This window comes from Parvimonas sp. M20, from assembly GCF_035282425.1.
Classification (GTDB): domain Bacteria; phylum Bacillota; class Clostridia; order Tissierellales; family Peptoniphilaceae; genus Parvimonas.
Genome location: NZ_JAYKBQ010000116.1, coordinates 1 through 292, shown reverse-complemented (window position 1 = coordinate 292; position 292 = coordinate 1). Strand labels below are relative to the sequence as shown.

General features: G+C 54.1%; 1 protein-coding gene. It reads left to right on the top strand.

What is annotated here, in order from left to right; translation table 11 throughout:
* Positions 1 to 292, top strand: a 292-nt coding sequence (locus VJI93_RS08635) for a hypothetical protein (RefSeq protein WP_324009295.1), incomplete at both ends; no start/stop codon positions are given.

The following is a 292-nucleotide window of genomic DNA, read 5'->3' as shown; positions in this document are numbered from 1 at the left end:
GAATATATCATGGCACGCAAGGACAACGCATCGACCGCCGCTGAAGAAGGCTTCCAGGGCGTGATGGACACCGATGGCGAGGGCTTCACCTTCGACATGTCGGGCCAGGAAGAAGATTCTGGTTATCCAGTACTTTCGAAGGGCGTCTATGATGCGGTCGTTGACAAGGTCGACTACCAGATCTCGAAGAACTCGGGCAACCCGATGTGGAAGATCGCATTCCTGATCACGGCGGCTGAGCATGCCGAGAAGAACCTGAAGATGTTCATGTATCAGGTCTTCAAGCCTGACC